The organism is Citrifermentans bremense R1 (assembly GCF_000426865.1).
GTDB classification, from domain to species: Bacteria; Desulfobacterota; Desulfuromonadia; order Geobacterales; family Geobacteraceae; genus Geomonas; species Geomonas bremensis.
This window is the reverse complement of the sequence record NZ_KE384581.1, coordinates 26,586-38,249: the sequence shown is the minus strand read 5'-3', so window position 1 is coordinate 38,249 and position 11,664 is coordinate 26,586. Positions and strand designations below refer to the sequence as shown.

Sequence of the window (11,664 nt, the reverse complement as noted above, 5' to 3'; positions counted from 1 at the left end):
CACTCCCTCGTTGTTCTTCAGCCTCAAACCACTCTCAGACGCTCAAGCCTTTTCTTTATCTTTATCTCTATCTTTATCTTTATCTTTATCTCGCCTTTACCCCGTCACCATAGCCGCTACGATGGCCTGGGCTGCGTCTAACTGTGCCAGGGCACGGGCGTTCTTCTCTATCTCGGCAAGCTCGGCTGGGTGCTCCATCAGTTCGAGGATCTTCGCCGCCAGCCGCTCGCCGGTGAGATCTTCTTCCAGGATCATGACGCCGGCGTTTTTGTGCACCAGCGACTCGGCGTTTTTCCTCTGGTGGTCGTCCGACGCATACGGGAAGGGGATGAAGATGCACCCCTTGCCGCAGGCGGTGACCTCGGCGATGGTGGTCGCGCCAGCCCTGCAGACGACGAGGTCGGCGGCGCCGTAGGCCGCGGACATGTCGTCGATGAAGCTGAGCACCTGGGCCTGGAACCCCTGGGCCTGATATCCCTCGCGCACCCGGGCCGCGTCCTTCTCGCCGGTCTGGTGCGTGATCCTCAGTTTCCCCTTCACCCCCTCCAGGTGCGGCAGCGCCTCCAAAAGCGCGCTGTTGACCCGCTGGGCGCCGGCGCTCCCTCCGAAGACGAGGATGCTGAAGGTGTCCCCGACGCTCCGCACCCGCTCCTGGAACCCCCAGAGGATCTCCTTCCGGATCGGGTTCCCGGTCATCTGGGTCATCTCCTTGGGAAAGAAGCTCTCTGCTTCGGGCATGGAGATGAAGACGCCATCCACGAAGCGCCCCAGGACCTTGTTGGTGAGGCCGGGGAACGCATTTTGCTCATGGATGAAGCGCCTGATCCCCATGCCGCGCGCCGCGAGGACTATGGGCGCCGAGGCGTAGCCGCCGACCCCCAACACCAGGTCGGGACGGAACTCCTTCAGGATCTTTCTCGACTGCGAATAGCCGTAGAGCAGACGCCCCGCGCTCATGATCTTCTTGATGGTCCCCATCCCCTTCATACCGCTTGCCGAGATGAGGGCCAGCTTGTAGCCGAGCTTCGGCAGGAGCCGCGCCTCGATGCCGCGCTCGGTTCCGACGAAAAGGACCTCATTCTCGGGGCTGCGCGCCAGAAACTCGTCGGCGACCGCTATCCCCGGGAAGAGATGCCCCCCGGTCCCGCCGCCTGCGATGATGAGCCTCATGCCGGGTTCCCCCTCATTCTGGTCGATACGTTAAGGAGGACCCCCACTGCGGTGAGGGAGATGATGAGCGACGAACCGCCGTAACTCAAAAAGGGAAGCGCGATCCCCTTGGTGGGGAGCATCCCGGTCACGACCGCCATGTTGATGAACGCCTCAAGTCCCAAGAGCACGGCGATGCCGAAGGCCAAAAAGCGCCCGAAGCTGTCCTCGGCGGCGATGGCCACCCGGATGCTCCTTTGCACAAGCACGAGGAACATGCAGGCGATCACGATCACACCGATGAACCCCATCTCCTCCCCCAGGACCGAAAGGATGAAGTCGGTGTGCGCCTCGGGAAGGTAGAAGAGCTTCTGCTTTCCTTCGCCCAGCCCCTGCCCGAAGAAGCCGCCGGTCCCCAGCGCCAGCCAGGACTGGATGATCTGGAAACCGGTGTCGGTCGGGTCCTGCCACGGGTCGAGGAAGGCGGTGATGCGGCGCATGCGGTAGGCCTTGGTCGCCACCAGGTAGACGATGCCGGGAAGCGCTATGAGCCCCATCCCCAGGATGTATTGCACCCGGGTCCCGGCGGCGAAGAGCATGACGATGGCGACGGCGAACATGGTGAGCGCAGCCCCCATGTCGTGCTGCGCCAGGAGGACCGCGATGAAGACCCCGAGTATCAGCATGTAAGGGAGAAAGCCGGAGAGAAACTGCTTCAGCTTGTCCTGCCGCTTCTCCAGCGAATACGCCATGTAGATGATGAGCGACACCTTGGCGAGTTCGGAGGGCTGGAAGTTGAAGAAGGGGAGCTTGATCCAGCGCGAGGCCCCCTTGGCGGTCCCGCCGATGCCGGGGACGAACACCAGGAGGAGCAGGACGAAACAGCCAAGAAATAGCGGCACCGCGTATTTTTTCCAGAGGTGGTAGTCGACGTGCATCGCCAGCGCCATCCCGGTGAAGCCCATCAGGGCGTAGAGGGACTGGCGCTTCAGGAAGAAAAAACCGTCGTGGAATTTCTTGGCCGCCATCACGGAGGACGCCGAATAGACCATGACCACACCGAAACAGGTGAGGATCACCGCCATCAGCAGCACGATCATGTCGTACCCCTCCAGTTTCCTCACGCCTCCCCCTTCTTGCCGGCGCGCACCGCGGCCTTGAAGCGCTGGGCGCGCTCCTCGTAGTTCTTGAACATGTCGAAGCTGGAGCAGGCCGGCGAGAAGAGCACCACCCCGCCCGGCTTGGTGAGCCTGCGCGCTATCTCCACCGCCTCTTCGAGGGTCTGGGCCTCATGGGTGTCGGTGAGTGCGCCGAGAGCCTCCCGCATGCGGGCCTTCGCCTCGCCGATCAGCACCAGGTGGCTCACCCGGCTCTCGACCAGGGGGGCCAGGGGCTCATAGGAGCCTCCCTTGTCCTTGCCGCCGGCGATGAGGGTGATGCCGGAGTCGAAGCTCTCCAGCGATTTCACCACGCTCCCGACGTTGGTCCCCTTGCTGTCCTCGTAGTAGGCGACGCCGTCAATCTCTTCCACCAGTTCCATCCGGTGCGGCAGCCCCTTGAAGTTCTTCACCGCCTCGTAGGCGCAGTCGCCGTCGCAGCGCATGAGGAGGGTGGAGGCAAGGCTCGCCATGATGTTGTCCAGGTTGTGCACCCCCTTCAGCTTGAACCCTTCGGTGCCGAAGCGGAGCACTTTCCCCTTGTGGGAGAAGGTGATGAAGCCGTCACGGTAGCTGATCCCCTCTTCCAGCTCGTGCAGGCGGCTCATGGGGAAGAGCTGCGCCTTGAGCTTGGAGGCACAGGCGGCGACCAGCGGGTCGTCTATGTTCAGGACGGCGAAGTCGTCCGCGGTCTGGTTCTCGAAGATGCGGAGCTTCGCGTCGATGTACTCCTGGAAGCTGTGGTAGCGGTCCAGGTGGTCCTCGGTGATGTTCAGAAGCACCGCCACGTCCGGTCGGAAGCTCTCCACCCCTTCCAGCTGAAAGGAGGAGAGTTCCACCACCACCCTTGACACCTCCTGGCCGCTTTCGGCCAACTCGATGAGGGGATTGCCGATGTTCCCCCCCACGAAGGTCTCGAAGCCGCAGGCCTTGAAGATCTCGCCGGTAAGGGTCGTCGTCGTGGTCTTGCCGTTGGTCCCGGTGATGGCGACCATGGGGGCCTTGATGAACCAGGAGGCGAGTTCCACCTCGCTCACCACGCGCCGCTTCTGCGCGCGCGCCATCTCCAGGGGCTTTATGTCCATGGGGACGCCGGGGGAGACCACGATCAGATCCGCCATGAGGAAGCTGTAGGGGATATGGCGCCCGAGTTCGTAGGTAATATCCAGGTCGGAGAGCTCGGCCAGAACGTCGGAGAGCGCCTCTTCCTCCCGCATGTCGGTAACGGTGACGAAGGCGCCGGCACGGGCCAGGAAGCGGGTAACCGCCACCCCTGTCTTCGCCAGTCCCACCACCAGTATTTTCTTGTCCTTTAGTTCCATGACGGACCCTTTTCTGTTGTCTATCTGCCCGCCGACCGCTTGGTACGCGGCGTGGCGTCCTGCTAGCGCATCTTCAGGGTGGAGATGGCCACCAGCGCCAGGATGATGGTGATGATCCAGAAGCGCACGATGATCTTCGGCTCCGCCACCCCTTTCAGTTCGAAGTGATGGTGGATCGGCGCCATCCTGAAGATCCTCTTGCCGCGGTACTTGTAGGAGCCGACCTGGAAAATGACCGAAAGCGCCTCCACCACGAAGACGCCGCCCACTATCACCAGGAGGATTTCCTGCTTGGTCAGGACCGCGAGGGTCCCGAGCGCGCCCCCGAGCGACAGGGAGCCGACGTCTCCCATGAAGACCTCGGCCGGATAGGAGTTGTACCAGAGAAAGCCGAGCCCCGCCCCCACCATCGCGCCGCAAAGAACGGCAAGCTCCCCCGCCCCCGGCACGTACGGTATCTGCAGGTACCCGGAAAGCTTCGCGTTCCCCGCTATGTAGCAGAAAAGGAGATAGGTGGCGGCGTTGATCGCCACGGGACCTATGGCGAGGCCGTCGAGGCCGTCGGTCAGGTTCACGGCGTTACTGGCACCTACGATCACCAAGGTCACAAACGGGATAAAGAGGATGCCCAGCTCGGGGTGCACCCTCTTGAAGAACGGCAGGTAGAGTTCGGTCGAGAAACCTGGGAGGTAGAAGAGGAAGATACCGACCCCTCCCGCCAAGAGCACCTGCCAGAACATCTTCTGGCGCGGTGAGAGCCCCTTGGGGTTCTTCTCGACCACTTTCTTGTAGTCGTCCACGAAGCCGAGGACGCCGTACCCCACGATGATGAGCAGGGTGAGCCAGATGAAGACGTTCTTCAGGTCCGCCCATAAGAGCGTCGGCAGCACGATGCAGACCAGGATCAGCACCCCCCCCATGGTCGGGGTCCCCTGCTTTTTCAGGTGCGATTCGGGACCGTCGGTCCTGATCACCTGGCGCGCCTGCAGCGCCTCCAGTTTCCTCACCACCCACGGGCCCACGATGAAGGCGAGCAGGAGGGCTGTGATCATGGCGTAGATGGAGCGGAAGGTTAAATACTTGAATACGTTGAAGAGCTTGTAATCGGAGGCGAGCGGGTAAAGGAGATGGTAAAGCATCAGTCATTCCCCCCTTTTGCGGCGGATGCCACTCCCTGCCGTACCAATTGCGCCACCTTGTCCATTTTCATGCCTCTAGATCCCTTGAAAAGAATGCAGTCCCCCGGCTGTACGAAGGAGAGAAGCTCCTGGGCCAGCTGGTCATGGTCCTGGCCCAGCACCAGGTCGGCTGCAGGAAGCCCCGCTTCCAGCGCCCCCTGTGCGGTTTCCTCGACCAGTTTCCCCAGAAGGCAGAGCCGGTCGACGTTGCCTGCGGCGAGTTTCCCGAGGTCTCGGTGCGCCTCTTCGGTGCCAAGCCCAAGCTCCAGCATGTCGCCTAAAACCGCGACCAGACGCCCCTCCCCTTGAAGCTCCTTCAAGGTGGTGAGCGCCGCCGCCATGGAGGCCGGGTTCGCGTTGTAGCTGTCGTCGATCAGGGTCACCCCCGCCACGTCCTCCAGCTGGAAGCGCTTGTCGTAGGGGGAGAACTCCTCCAGCCCCTGGCGGATCAGGTCGCCCGGTACGCCGAGCGCGTGCGCCGCAGCGGCTGCTGCGAGCGCGTTGTAGATGTTGTGCCTGCCGTAGGCCGAAAGCGTCACCTGCTGTTCGCCGTCCGGAAGCCTGAGGGTGAAGCTCTCCCCCCTCTTGCCGAGGCTCTGGATGGAGGCGGAGGAGACCTCGGCCCCCCTGAGGCCAAAGGTGAGCCGGGTCACGTTCAGGTGGGTCGGGCAGGCGGAGACCAGCGGGTCGTCCACGTTGTAGACGGCGACTGAGCCTGGCTTCAGGCGCAGGAAAAGCTCTCCCTTGGCCCGCGCCACCCCCTCCACGCTCCCCAGTGTCTCCAGGTGCGCCGGAAAGGCGTTGGTGATGATGCCTACCTGGGGCTCAGCTATCTCCGCCAGGCGGTCGATCTCGCCGAACTCGCTCATCCCGATCTCGAAGACGGCCCAGCGCTCGCGGCCGGTGAGCCTGAAGATGGTGAGCGGCAAACCGATCAGGTTGTTGAGGTTCCCCTCGGTCTTGAGCCCGGGACCTGTCTGGGCCAGTATCCGCGCCAGCATCTCCTTGGTCGTGGTCTTGCCGTTGCTGCCGGTGACGCAGACCGTCTTCAGATTGAAGCGGCGGCGGTGGTAGGCGGCCAGATCCCCCAGGGCGCGCAGCGTGTCCGGCACCAGCACGGCGCCGGCCCCCTTCGGGAGCTCGTGTTTTTCCGTCCAGCTCTCCTCGGCCAGGAAGATGGTTACCCCTTTAGAGACCGCGGGAATTATGAAGTCGTGGCCGTCGAAGCGCTCGCCCCTCAGTGCCACGAAAAGCTCTCCCGGGGCTACCTGGCGCGAGTCGGTGCTCACCGCGGAGGCCTCGCAGCCCGCCTCACCGATCACCCTGCCGCCGGTTGCCTCGGCTATTTCGTTAAGCGTGAACATCGCCATTTTCAGTTAGGTTTCCTTTGTTCCCGGCGCGCGACGCGCGCTGTTTACCTGCCCCGGTCCAGGACCGAAACTACGTAATGTGCCGCAAAAATACGGAAAAGGGAACCTAATTTTCCCCAATTACTAACCTCTTAGTTTCAGCGCCGCAGCAGCCTCTTCCCGGTCGTCGAAGTGGAACTTCTCGGTCCCGACGATCTGGTAGTCCTCGTGCCCCTTGCCGGCCAGAAGCACGATGTCCCCGGGGCGCGCGGCCAAAAGCGCGGCCCGGATGGCGGCACGGCGCGACTCGATGGTGGCGAACCCCTTCTCGTGGAACCCTGCGGCGAGTTCCTCCAGGCCGTACTCGCGCAGGCCGAGCGGCAGGATCCCGGCGCGTACGTCCTCCAGGATCGCCTGCGGGTCCTCGGTGCGGGGGTTGTCCGAGGTGATCACGGCAAGGTCGCTGTAGCGGGCGGCTATCTCCCCCATCACCGGGCGTTTCCCTTTGTCGCGATCGCCGCCGCAGCCGAAGATGGTGATGATCCGGTCCGTCTTCAACTCGGAGAGGGTGGAAAGGACGTTCTCCAGGGCGTCGCCGGTATGGGCGTAGTCGACGAGGACTGTGATTCTCTCTTCCGTTTCCACCCGCTCCAGGCGGCCGGGAACCCGCTTGTGCCCCTCGATGCCGGCGCGGATCGCCTCCTTCGAGTAGCCAAGGGCAAGGCCCGCCCCTACCGCGGAGAGGATGTTGTAGAGGTTGAAGCGCCCCAAAAGCTCTGAGGCAAGGGAGATCTCCCCGACCGGGGTGTTGAGGCGGCAGCGGATGCCGTCGACCGAGAACTCCGCCTCTGCCACGCTGATGTCGGCCTTCCCGGCCATGGAGTAGGTCAACACCGGCGCGGCTGCCTTTTCCGCGATGCGGGGGCCGAAGGGGTCGTCCAGGTTCACCACCGCGCGCCTGAGCGGCTTTTCCGCGGTAGGCGCCAGGAGATCGGTGAAGAGCCTCAGCTTGCTCTTGAAGTAGGACTCCATGTCGAGGTGGTAATCGAGGTGGTCGCGGGTCAGGTTGGAGAAGAGGGCGACGTCGAAGAGGCAGCCGTCGACGCGGTGCTGTTCCAGGGCGTGGGAGGATACCTCCATCACCGCGCCGCGTGCGCCGTGGTCTACCAGCTCCCTCAGGATGGCTTGCAGGTCGACCGATTCGGGGGTGGTGTTGGGGGCGGGGATGTTGGTCGCTCCGAAGCGGTAGCTGATGGTGCCGAGGACAGCTGCCGGCACCCCCGCCTGCTCCATGATCCCCTCGACGAGATAGGTGGTGGTGGTCTTGCCGTTGGTCCCGGTGATCCCTACCACCGGGATGCCGCGGGTCGGTGTGCCGTAGAAGGCCGCGGCCATGAGGCTCATGGCGACTCTTGCGTCCGGGACCACGACCACCGTCACCCCGGGACAAGCGCAGGGGCGGTCCGCAACGACTGCGACCGCCCCCCCCTTTACTGCGGCTTCAACGAATTCGGTCCCGTCGCTCTTCACTCCGCGCAGGGCGAAGAAGAGAGCCCCGGGCGCCACCTTTCGCGAGTCGTAGCAAAGCGACTCTATCTCGATACCGGCGTCTCCGGAGACCTCGGGCGAGGCGAGGCAATTCAGAAGTTGTGCGAGTTTCATGCTACCCCCATTGTCAGGCCGAAGGGACGAACTTGACCCAGACCTGATCCTGCGTGGTGATGCGGCTCCCGGGGGCCGGGTTCTGCTCGACCGCCCTGCCGCTTCCCTGCAGCTTGACGTTGAGACCGCGCTTTTCCATCACCTTGAGCACCTGCCGCATGCTCATACCCCGGAAGTTCGGCATGGCGCCGGCCGCCGTCCCTTCCACGCTCCCCCCTTCGACGCTCCCCCCCTCGGCCACCGGCTCCGGCTTGGGCGCGCTTTTCTCGGGTGCTGCGCCGCCTTTCTTCTTGGCAACGACGTTCTTGTCCGGTGCCACGTTCAGGTAGCAGAGGGTCTGCTGCGCTATGGCGCTGAAGGCCGGGGCAGCAACGACCCCGCCGTAGGAGCTCGTGGTCGGCTCGTCCACCACGACCATTATGGCGAGCCGCGGCTTGTCCAGGGGAACGAAACCGACGAAGGAGGCGGTGCGCTTGCTGGCCGAGTAGCCGCGCCCCTCGACCTTCTGGGCCGTGCCTGTTTTCCCAGCGACGCGATAACCTTCGACCGCGGCCCCGGTGCCGGTCCCCCCTTCCACCACGACCCCCTCCAGCATGCGGGCCACCGTCTTCGCCGTCTCCGGCGAGATGATGCGCCTTTTCACCTGGGGTGCGAACTGCTGCAGCACCACGCCGTTGTCGTCGACGACCCTATCCACCAGGTAAGGCTTCATCAGGTTGCCGCCGTTGGCAACAGCCGACACCGCGTTGGTGATCTGCAGCGCTGTAGCCGTCACCCCCTGGCCGAACGAGATGGTGGCGAGATCGATGCCGTACCACTTGGACTGCGGCCGCAACATCCCGGAGGCCTCTCCCGGAAGATCGATGCTGCTCTTCTCGCCGAAGCCGAAACCGGTAAGGGCCGCGTAGAGCCTTTCGGGCCCCAGCCGGCTGCCGATCTTGGCGGCGCCGATGTTGCTGGAGAACTTGAGGATCTGGGGCACGCTGAGCGCCCCGTATTTGTGCGTGTCGTGAATGGTCCTACCGTACACGCTGTAGCTGCCGTTTTCGCAGTTGAACATGTCGCCGGGCCTGATCACCCCCGCCTCGAGTGCGGAAGCTACCAGGAAGATCTTGAAGGTGGAGCCGGGCTCGAAGCTGTCGGCGATGGCGCGGTTTCTGAGCGCCGCCTGCCCGTACTCGGCAAAGCTGTTCGGGTTGAAGGAGGGGTAGTTGGCCATGGCCAAAACCCGCCCGGTGTCGGGATCCATCACGATGGCGATGCCGGCCTTGGCGCCGTTTTTCACCACCGCGTTGGTCAGCTCCTTCTCCGCTATGTACTGAACGTTCTTATCCAGGGTGAGGACGACGTTGTTTCCCTTGGAACCGCTTTTGCCCTCACTCCCCTTCTTGAGTGCTATGTCGCGCCCGAGGGCGTCGCGCTCGGTGACCAGGAATCCCGTGTTGCCGAGGATGGTGGCGTCGTACTTCTTCTCCACCCCCTCCAGGCCGCCGGGATCGACACCGGTGAAACCTACCACGTGGGCTGCCACCTGGGAGTTCGGGTAGAAGCGCTTGCTTTCCTTGACGAAGCCGACCCCTTCAAGCCCCAGCGCCTTCACCTTATGGGCCTGCTCCGGCGGGATGCGCCGCGCAAGCCACACGAAATTCTTGGCCCCCTTGAGCTTCGCCTCGAGCTCCTGCACGCCGTACCCCAGAAGGGGCGCGAGCTGCGCCGCCTCCTGCGGGATGTTTTCCATGTTGCGCGTCTCGGCGTAGCAGGAATCCATCTCGATCGAGACGGCGAACGGAGCGTTGGTCCTGTCGTAGATGGCGCCGCGGGCGGGCGTGAGCGCCACGATCCTTTGGTGCTGTTTTTCCGCGAGTTTCACCAGCCGGTCGTTGTTGAGCACCTGGAGGTAAAAGGCGCGACCCGTGGTAGCCACGAAGACGACCACGAACAGGAGGGCCACGAAACGCATGCGGACTCTGGCCCATTTCTCCTTTTTCTCGATCACTTGACCAGGACCACCTGCTGATCGGAGGGGAGCGCCATGCCAAGTTCACCCTTGGCAAGCGCTTCGATCCGGGCCGGCGCCTTGAGCGAAGCCACCTCGACCCGAAGGCGCTTGTTTTCCTGCTGCTGTTCCTTCAACTGCCTGGACGCCTCTCCGATCTTCAGGTTCATGTCGATCAACTCGACCCGGGACCAGACATGAAAGATCGAGACCAGCGTCAGGAGCACCATCACTCCCGTGAGATAGGGAAAGCTGATCCAGCTCTCCCTGGGGACCGCGCCCGGCCTTGCCGGTGCGGCGACCTTGCCGTAGGCAACCTTGCTTTGCGACATGATGCTACCTCTCTAAATCTTCTCCACTACCCGCAGCTTCGCGCTCCTGGAGCGCGGATTCGCTGCCACTTCGGCCTCGCCTGCCGTTATCGGCTTCCTGGTCACCAGCTTGAACCGCGGAACCCGTCCGCAGATGCAGATGGGGAGTTCCTTGGGGCAGGTGCAACCGGCGGCCGCCGCGCGAAAGCCCTCCTTCACGATACGGTCTTCCAGCGAGTGAAAGGAGATCACCGCGCCGCGTCCACCCGGCTTCAGCAGGGAGAGCAGCCCCTCAAGCCCTTCTTCCAGGCTCTTCAACTCCTCGTTTACCGCGATCCTCAAGGCCTGGAAGGTCCGGGTCGCGGGATGGAGCCGCTCCTCCCACTTTGCCTTCGGTATCGCCCCCTTGATCACGTCCACCAACTCCAGCGTGGTCTCGATGGGGCGCCCGTCCCTCGCCTTCACTATGAAGGAGGCGACCCGCTTGGCCCAGCGCTCCTCGCCGTACTCGGAGATGATCCGGTAAAGCTCCGCCTCGGGGAGTGTGTTCACCAGGTCCGCCGCGCTCTGGCCGGAGCTTCGGTCCATGCGCATGTCGAGCGGCGCGTCGTGCATGAAGCTGAAGCCACGCTCGTCGCGGTCCAGCTGATGGCTCGACACCCCAAGGTCCAGTACGAACCCGTCGATCCCGTCCACGCCTATTTCCGCCAGTGCCTGAGCGATACCTGCGAAGTTGCGGTGGAAGATCCGGACCCGGCCGCCGAAAACCGAGAGCCGCTCACGTGCCACGGCTATGGCTTCCTCGTCCCGGTCGAATCCGATCAGCTGGCCGTCCGGGGCGCTTGCGGTGAGTATGAGCCCCGCATGCCCGGCGCCCCCCAAGGTGCCGTCCACGTACACCCCCCCCGACTTCGGGGAGAGCGCCTGCAGCACCTCGTCCGGCAGTACCGATATGTGGTGGAAGTCTTCCATCTAGAGGCCGAGTCCCGCAAGGGCTGCGGAATCCACCGGGAAGTTCTGCTCGTCCTGCTCGCAGACCCTGGCCCAGACCGACTGGCTGTAGATGTCGACCTTGTTCTGCATGCCTACGAAATGAATCTCGCGCTCCAGCTGCGCCGTTTTTCTCAGGTCGTTGGGAACCAGCACGCGCCCCAGCTTGTCCGCCACGCACTCGACGGCGGGGACCAGTACGGTGCGCCGTACCGCGGCAAGCTGGTTTACGGTGAGCCCCAAGGCCGTGCCGTCCTTCAGCTTCTCTTCGAGCGCCAGGAACTCGTGGTAGGGGTAGATCACCAGGCCATAGCAGACCTCGTCCCCGTCCAGCCGCACCGGGCTGGATTTGGTGAGGAAAAAACGCTCGTCTCCAAAGGTGTCCAGCAAAACCTCGCGAAATTTCGCGGGGATACTGGTGCGCCCCTTGGCGTCGATCGTAGTATCGAATTTCCCTCTAAACATGCTTACCCCGGCACCGGTTGCCACTTCATACCACAATATACCACTTTCGTGCACGAACTATACGGTAGGGGATACAGGTTGTCAA

Annotated in this window: 10 protein-coding genes; all 10 read right to left on the bottom strand. The window is 63.5% G+C overall.

The annotated features are described in order from the left end of the window. Nucleotides 1–96 precede the first annotated feature (96 nt). The 10 genes from murG to mraZ all read right to left on the bottom strand — a co-directional run bounded on the left by murG (nucleotide 97) and on the right by mraZ (nucleotide 11,579). Nucleotides 97–1,170 carry an undecaprenyldiphospho-muramoylpentapeptide beta-N-acetylglucosaminyltransferase gene (gene murG, locus K419_RS0119095; RefSeq protein WP_026842936.1) on the bottom strand — a complete coding sequence of 358 codons (1,074 nt, stop codon included), beginning with the start codon at nucleotides 1,168–1,170 and terminating at the stop codon, nucleotides 97–99. After that, the gene (gene ftsW, locus K419_RS0119090) at nucleotides 1,167–2,249 is read right to left on the bottom strand and encodes a putative lipid II flippase FtsW (protein ID WP_051293150.1); all 1,083 of its coding nucleotides are present in this window, start codon (nucleotides 2,247–2,249) and stop codon (nucleotides 1,167–1,169) included. The genes murG and ftsW overlap by 4 nt, the downstream gene beginning before the upstream one ends. 20 nt (nucleotides 2,250–2,269) lie before the next feature. Further along, nucleotides 2,270–3,628 carry a UDP-N-acetylmuramoyl-L-alanine--D-glutamate ligase gene (gene murD, locus K419_RS0119085; protein WP_026842934.1) on the bottom strand — a complete coding sequence of 453 codons (1,359 nt, stop codon included), beginning with the start codon at nucleotides 3,626–3,628 and terminating at the stop codon, nucleotides 2,270–2,272. Between the two features lie 62 nt (nucleotides 3,629–3,690). Beyond that, on the bottom strand, nucleotides 3,691–4,767 hold the full coding sequence (gene mraY, locus K419_RS0119080; RefSeq protein ID WP_026842933.1) for a phospho-N-acetylmuramoyl-pentapeptide-transferase: 1,077 nt from the start codon (nucleotides 4,765–4,767) through the stop codon (nucleotides 3,691–3,693). Then, entirely contained in the window at nucleotides 4,767–6,176 is a 1,410-nt protein-coding gene (locus K419_RS0119075) for a UDP-N-acetylmuramoyl-tripeptide--D-alanyl-D-alanine ligase (RefSeq protein WP_084154290.1), read from the bottom strand. The genes mraY and K419_RS0119075 overlap by 1 nt, the downstream gene beginning before the upstream one ends. Before the next feature lie 123 nt (nucleotides 6,177–6,299). Next, a complete protein-coding gene (locus K419_RS0119070; RefSeq protein WP_026842931.1) occupies nucleotides 6,300–7,817 on the bottom strand; it encodes a UDP-N-acetylmuramoyl-L-alanyl-D-glutamate--2,6-diaminopimelate ligase in 1,518 nt (505 codons plus the stop codon). A 13-nt stretch (nucleotides 7,818–7,830) separates the two neighbouring features. After that, on the bottom strand, nucleotides 7,831–9,813 hold the full coding sequence (locus tag K419_RS0119065) for a penicillin-binding protein (protein WP_026842930.1): 1,983 nt from the start codon (nucleotides 9,811–9,813) through the stop codon (nucleotides 7,831–7,833). Further along, nucleotides 9,810–10,145: a cell division protein FtsL gene (ftsL, locus tag K419_RS0119060; protein ID WP_012528920.1), complete on the bottom strand. Its 336-nt coding sequence runs from the start codon at nucleotides 10,143–10,145 to the stop codon at nucleotides 9,810–9,812. The genes K419_RS0119065 and ftsL overlap by 4 nt, the downstream gene beginning before the upstream one ends. Before the next feature lie 12 nt (nucleotides 10,146–10,157). Beyond that, nucleotides 10,158–11,096 carry a 16S rRNA (cytosine(1402)-N(4))-methyltransferase RsmH gene (gene rsmH / locus K419_RS0119055; protein WP_026842929.1) on the bottom strand — a complete coding sequence of 313 codons (939 nt, stop codon included), beginning with the start codon at nucleotides 11,094–11,096 and terminating at the stop codon, nucleotides 10,158–10,160. Next, nucleotides 11,097–11,579, bottom strand: a complete 483-nt coding sequence (gene mraZ, locus K419_RS0119050) for a division/cell wall cluster transcriptional repressor MraZ (RefSeq protein ID WP_012528918.1) — start codon at nucleotides 11,577–11,579, stop codon at nucleotides 11,097–11,099. Between the last annotated feature and the right edge of the window lie 85 nt (nucleotides 11,580–11,664).

Bases quoted from the DNA above. Each gene is read 5' to 3' on its own strand.
- murG (WP_026842936.1), bottom strand. From the start codon at position 1,170: ATGAGGCTCATCATCGCAGGCGGCGGGACCGGGGGGCATCTCTTCCCG.
- ftsW (WP_051293150.1), bottom strand. From the start codon at position 2,249: ATGATCGTGCTGCTGATGGCGGTGATCCTCACCTGTTTCGGTGTGGTC.
- murD (WP_026842934.1), bottom strand. From the start codon at position 3,628: ATGGAACTAAAGGACAAGAAAATACTGGTGGTGGGACTGGCGAAGACA.
- mraY (WP_026842933.1), bottom strand. From the start codon at position 4,767: ATGCTTTACCATCTCCTTTACCCGCTCGCCTCCGATTACAAGCTCTTC.
- K419_RS0119075 (WP_084154290.1), bottom strand. From the start codon at position 6,176: ATGGCGATGTTCACGCTTAACGAAATAGCCGAGGCAACCGGCGGCAGG.
- K419_RS0119070 (WP_026842931.1), bottom strand. From the start codon at position 7,817: ATGAAACTCGCACAACTTCTGAATTGCCTCGCCTCGCCCGAGGTCTCC.
- ftsL (WP_012528920.1), bottom strand. From the start codon at position 10,145: ATGTCGCAAAGCAAGGTTGCCTACGGCAAGGTCGCCGCACCGGCAAGG.
- rsmH (WP_026842929.1), bottom strand. From the start codon at position 11,096: ATGGAAGACTTCCACCACATATCGGTACTGCCGGACGAGGTGCTGCAG.
- mraZ (WP_012528918.1), bottom strand. From the start codon at position 11,579: ATGTTTAGAGGGAAATTCGATACTACGATCGACGCCAAGGGGCGCACC.